This is a genomic window from Shuttleworthella sp. (assembly GCF_057251025.1).
In genome coordinates, this window is the sequence record NZ_DBHIDN010000040.1 from 1 (window position 1) to 5,468 (window position 5,468).

A 5,468-nucleotide genomic window follows, 5' to 3' on the forward strand; every position below is an offset into this window, starting at 1 on the left:
CAGTAATGGAGCGGGCTCCCCGGGGATCCCGCTCCGACATGTGACATAGAGTCCTACTTGTAATTTCTTCCGGAGCAAATCTCCTCTCAGACCACCTCTTCCTTCAGCGCGTCGATCAGATTCACTTTTGACACCTTGCGCTCCGCATATCGCATGGTAATCAAGACCACGGCAAAAACGACTGCGACAGCGATCAGCATTGCCTGCCAGGGCAGAAAGAAGGATATCTGACGCAGGGACTCATTCTGCACAATCAGCCGATAGAGCAGATAGGAAATGCCGACGGAACAGGGCAGTCCCAGCCCCAGCGCCCGTGCCCCGTAACCGATACATTCATAGGAAAGCATCCGAACCAGTTGTCTGCGGGACATGCCAACCGAGCGAAGCATGGCAAGCTCCCGCTGCCGCAGGATAATCCCCGTCGACATGATGTTGAAGACATTGGTGATGGCGATCAGGGAAATCAGGATGATGAACCCGTAGGCGAATACCTTGATGACCAGAATCGTCGCCTGCGTGGTCTGCGCATTCGCAAGACGGTCATAAACAGAGCCGCGATAGCCAAGCAGCTTCCCCTCCATCTTCTCCAGTTCTTCTACGGTCTTGCTGTGATCTCTTGTCTGAAAGGCCAGAGTAACGCCCCCACTTCCATTTTCACTGCTGTTTCTTCCGAGAACAGCCTCCATAGCGGATACCGGATAATATATTCCGTTGATATCACTTTCAAACCAGGGATATTTTGTAATTTCCGCCCCGATGGTCAAAGGCAGGATATCAAAGCGTGCGTCCTCTCCTTGCAGATTAAGCATGCGTTTCCCTGAGATCTGAAGTGGGAATGCCTCTTTTTTCATCAATGGCGGCATCTCCTCTCCCTTAACATCCTTGAAATAGAAGCGGTTTACGAGCAAACCCCTGGGAGCGGAAGTATTCATATACTCCTCTTGGGACAAGCCGTTTTCCTTGAGCAATTGGGAAAAAGACTTGTCATCTATGAAGTTCAACTGGCCATCAAATTCATATTGCTCTTTCTGCCCATTTACCTGTTTCTGCTGTCCATTTGCCTGCGGCTCCTGCTCCTTCGCCAACTTCTTCTGATAATCCTCACTGAAATTGGCCCGATCCGCACTGAAGCTGTTGATATTCTGCGGGCTCAGATTAGCCGCAAATCCGGTAACTCCCTCAATTTCCCGGTACTGCTTCCAGAGATCTGCCGTCTGCGACGTCATGTGATCCACAGAGTAGAAATAAAATACGTCCGGACCATTTCCTGCTCTCTGATCTGTCACTTTGATTAAATAAGCAGAATAGGCAGAAGCCGATACGAAGATCACCACACTGGAAAAGAGGGCCAGGACGCAGGTCCGGCTCCGTCTGCGATTGCGCCGATAATTCTTCTTAGCCATCATAGCTGCGAAATTATGATGAAACCTTTTTCCGGTCTTCAGGTCTTTCGCTTTTAGCTCCATATCCCGGCTCTGTCGAATCGCCTCTATCGGCGACAGGGCAGCCGCCCGTCGGGCCGGCAGTATAGCAGACAAGAGAACTGTGAGCAGACAGATGAGAGCAGACAGGGCAATCCCTGCTCCCGACAGGACCATATGAATGCGAACCGGTGTACTCATAACGAAACGAGAAATCAGGTCCTGCAAAAAATGAAGGGTCAGACCGATTCCGAGGCATCCGATGACAATTCCGGACAGGATACCGACCAGAGACAGAATTCCCGCCTCATAGAAAACCGATGCCCGAATCTGCCTTCTGGTTGCTCCGATCGACCGAAGCATACCGTACTTTCGGGTGCGTTCACTCAAAGAGATGGAGAAGGCATGATAGATCAGTGAAAATGATCCAAAAACAACCATTACAAGAAGAACAATCACAAATCCATAGAACATGATCCGCCAGCTCTCTTTGCTGATCACCCCATAGAATTGAAGAAGATCCTTGTGTATTTTCGCCTTTTTTAACAGATCCGGATGCTCATTCATCCAGGTATGAATCTTCTCCGGCTGACGGATGGTAAGAGCTACCGTATATCTTCCGTCTCCGGCAGCTCTACAGGTCAGGGCCGTATAGCCCGGACAGGAATAGGTTTCCAGATCTGCAGAGGGTCTCTTGTAAAAGCCTACCACCTGGTAGGTCTGCTCATGAAGATCAACCAGCTTTTCCTCTGCTTCATTTGCATCCTCCCCCTCTTCCCTGTGACCAAGCGCTGCATTGGCCATGGGTCTCTGCCCACTCACGCTTCTTGTCCCGACCTGCAGGGTCAGAGCATCCCCCAGCTGATATTTGACGCCTCCCTGCTTCTCCAGGTGCTCCGGCAGCAGGATCTGGTCGGCCTTATCCGGCATCCTTCCCTCTGTCAGGTGCAGGGCGATCAGATCCTTCAAGTTGTCTTCTGCTGACTGTATGTGCAGGTAAGGCTTCTTCTCATTGGTCGAATGAATATTGGCCCAGCCAACCTCTGTGATGCGGCTGTACTGCTTCACTCCCTCCAATTGACTCAGACGCTCTGCCTCCTGGGCATTCAGATCTGACCGAATGAGGTCATAACTTCCGTTTTTCTCTATCTCCACCTCGCGCAGATAGCGAACCCCGCTGACGGCTCCCTCAATCACTGCCGTAAGCAGGGACATGGAAAGAGCGATACCGACAATTGTAGCTGCCGTTCGCATTCGATTCGCCCGCAGAAATTTCCAGACCAGTTGACGAAAGATTCGCATGTCCTACCTCCTTAATATCTCATCCCTTACAATACGGCCATCTTCAATCGAGAGCATACGGTCCGCCTGCAGGGCAATATTCTCATCATGGGTAATGACAATTAAGGTCTGCTGAAAACGACGATTCGATTCCCTTAAGAGGGTAACAATCTCCTGGCTCCTGGTAGAGTCCAGATTTCCGGTGGGTTCATCGGCCAGGACGAGGGCGGGCGAGGTAAGCAGGGCTCTTCCGATGGATACGCGCTGTTCCTGACCTCCGGACAGCTGATTTGGCAGGTTATGGCGTCTTTCTTCCAGACCAAGATTGTGGATCATTTCTTCCAGGGCCTTGGGATCCGGCTTACGTCCGTCCATCAGAAGGGGGAGACTGATATTTTCCTCCACATCTAATTCCGGGATCAGATTATAAAACTGGTAGATCAGGCCTACCTGTCTGCGCCGGAAAATAGCCAGCTGCTCGTCATTTCTGGCATAGACATCCTGTCCGTTGAGAAAAACCTTTCCCTCGGTCGGTCGATCCACACCGCCGAGGATGTGCAAAAGGGTCGATTTCCCGGATCCGGAAGGGCCAATAATACTGACAAACTGTCCCTTGGCAACAGAGAAGGACACTCCATCCAAGGCCTTCACCTGTTGATTTCCTTTTCCATAGATCTTGGAAAGATTTTCAACGCGAAGAATCTCCATATATTTCTCCTTTCCTGCGATTGCAATCGCTCTGAATCTCTGTATCATGCTTTCTGTATTCAGTATAGAAACGCAAAATGACAGGTCAGTGACAGAAAACCAACGAATTCTGTCACTGACCTGTCATTTCCCCGCAGTTCGCAGGCAACTGTTAGAAATCATTCCACCGCAGAAGACTGACATATCAGGATCCTGACTTGTGAAAGCACAATAAGGTCCTGACCGATCCCTTCTTCTCAGGGCTTACGCGCAAGGGCTCTGCCTTGTGAAAGAGCCTGACTTATCAAATAACCTGCTTATAAAACCGGATCGTAAACATCGCGCCGCCGCCTTTTCCCTTCGGAATATTTTCAGCCTTAACAGTGCCGTTCTGGGCGAGAATAATCTCCCTGGCCAAGGCCAGTCCGATACCGACGCTCTGAGACGAGGCATTCTTTCCCCGATAAAAGCGGTCGAAAATCCGCGCCTGATCCTCTAAGGAGAAGCCCTCTCCCTGATCCTGAATGACGATCCTGGCCGCAATGGGAGAATCCTCAATGGACACGCGGATCTCTTTTCCCTCCGGCGTGTGCTCCATACAATTCTTTAAAATATTGCCGACCGCCTCGATACTCCAATCTATATCCCCGATAAAACTGCCGTCACCCGCAATGACCAGTTTCTGTTCCTTGAGTTCCATGGGAATGCGAAGGGGCTCTGCTGCCCTTGTAAGCATTTCCCTCAGCATAACAGGCTCTCTCTTGAACTGCACTGTCCCCGAGTCCAATTTTGCCAACTTGAGCATGGCCTCCACCAGATATTCCATGCGCAGGAGGCAGCGTCTCATCTCATGCATTTGACGACTGCTGGATTCCATAGCGCTTTCATTCTGATCCTGCATGAGATCCATATTCATCTTCCGATTTCCTCTCATCAAAAGATCCATATTCAGATTCAGGGCGGTCAGCGGCGTCCTCAACTGATGGGCGATATCCGCCAGAGCCCGGCTCATCTTCTGCTTCTCGATCTTTTTCTGATCTGCCTCGGTTCGAAGCTGCACCGCCATCTTCTCCAGTTCTCCTGTCAAAATCGCAAAGGCTCCCTCCTCAGAACTATCAATAGACAGACTCGATTCTCCCCGCAGAGTTCGGTCAACCAGATCACTCAGGCCGGCCAGTTCCTTATCGATAGCCCGTACATGGTGATACCAGACAAAGATCAGGACAAGGTCTCCCAAAAGCGCCAAAAGTCCAGGGAAGAAACTTCTGCTGACCAGACAGATGATAAGCAGGCTGATGGCGGATGTCAGCAGCATCAGGCAGAAAGATTTTCGATTGTGTCTCCCCCGAAGGGCAAACGGGAACTCTCTTACTTCTCTCATCATTTCCCCCCAGCCGATTCCGTGGAGCCATCCATGCGATATCCCAGTCCCCGCACCGTTCTGATCATGGTCGGGTTCTGCGGATCACTTTCAATCTTCTCCCGCAGCCGTTTGATATAGACCGAAAGCGTATTGTCATTGACATAATCGCCGGCAAAATCCCAGGCCGCCTCTAAGAGCTGACTGCGCGAGAGAATCCTGCCCCGATTCTCCAGAAAAATACCCAGAAGCCGGTATTCCATGGCCGACAAGCTAAGCTCCTGCTCTCCCTTGAAGACGCGGCCGCTGTCAAGATCGACGCGAAGATCCTGAACTCGTTCGATATTTGACTGCCTTTTTGTATGGCGAAGCACATTTCGGATGCGGGAGACCAGCTCCCGGGGACGGAAGGGTTTGGCAATATAATCCTCTGCGCCCAGGTCAAAGCCCGTCACCACGCTGTTCTCATCCCCGGAGGCAGTCAGAAAAATAACCGGCGTCTGATAGTCTCTCTTGACCGCGTTGCAGACGGAATAGCCGCTGCCATCCGGAAGAGTAATATCCAAAAGAACCAGATCATACGGCCTCTCCTGTAATTTTTGCAGAGCCTCCTCCTGCCCCCCGGCAGAAGTCACCTGCATCTCCTGCCCCCGCAAAAAGTCTTCCAGGGATTTTACAATCGCCGGATCATCCTCCACAATCAAGACATGTATCATTTC

4 protein-coding genes are annotated in these 5,468 nt (G+C 51.1%); all 4 read right to left on the reverse strand.

Translation table 11 applies throughout. The features are described from left to right. Positions 1 to 86: 86 nt before the first annotated feature. The gene (locus tag ACO5R6_RS07410) at positions 87 to 2,723 is read right to left on the reverse strand and encodes an ABC transporter permease (protein ID WP_485626547.1); all 2,637 of its coding nucleotides are present in this window, start codon (positions 2,721 to 2,723) and stop codon (positions 87 to 89) included. A 3-nt stretch (positions 2,724 to 2,726) separates the two neighbouring features. Next, the gene (locus tag ACO5R6_RS07415; protein ID WP_044960713.1) at positions 2,727 to 3,410 is read right to left on the reverse strand and encodes an ABC transporter ATP-binding protein; all 684 of its coding nucleotides are present in this window, start codon (positions 3,408 to 3,410) and stop codon (positions 2,727 to 2,729) included. 283 nt (positions 3,411 to 3,693) lie between these two features. Beyond that, positions 3,694 to 4,770 (reverse strand): sensor histidine kinase, encoded by a 1,077-nt coding sequence (locus tag ACO5R6_RS07420; RefSeq protein WP_485626549.1) that lies wholly within the window; start codon positions 4,768 to 4,770, stop codon positions 3,694 to 3,696. After that, entirely contained in the window at positions 4,770 to 5,465 is a 696-nt protein-coding gene (locus ACO5R6_RS07425) for a response regulator transcription factor (protein ID WP_314057934.1), read from the reverse strand. The genes ACO5R6_RS07420 and ACO5R6_RS07425 overlap by 1 nt, the downstream gene beginning before the upstream one ends. Positions 5,466 to 5,468 lie beyond the last annotated feature (3 nt).

Bases quoted from the DNA above. Each gene is read 5' to 3' on its own strand.
- ACO5R6_RS07410 (WP_485626547.1), bottom strand. From the start codon at position 2,723: ATGCGAATCTTTCGTCAACTGGTCTGGAAATTTCTGCGGGCGAATCGA.
- ACO5R6_RS07415 (WP_044960713.1), bottom strand. From the start codon at position 3,410: ATGGAGATTCTTCGCGTTGAAAATCTTTCCAAGATCTATGGAAAAGGA.
- ACO5R6_RS07420 (WP_485626549.1), bottom strand. From the start codon at position 4,770: ATGAGAGAAGTAAGAGAGTTCCCGTTTGCCCTTCGGGGGAGACACAAT.
- ACO5R6_RS07425 (WP_314057934.1), bottom strand. From the start codon at position 5,465: ATGATACATGTCTTGATTGTGGAGGATGATCCGGCGATTGTAAAATCC.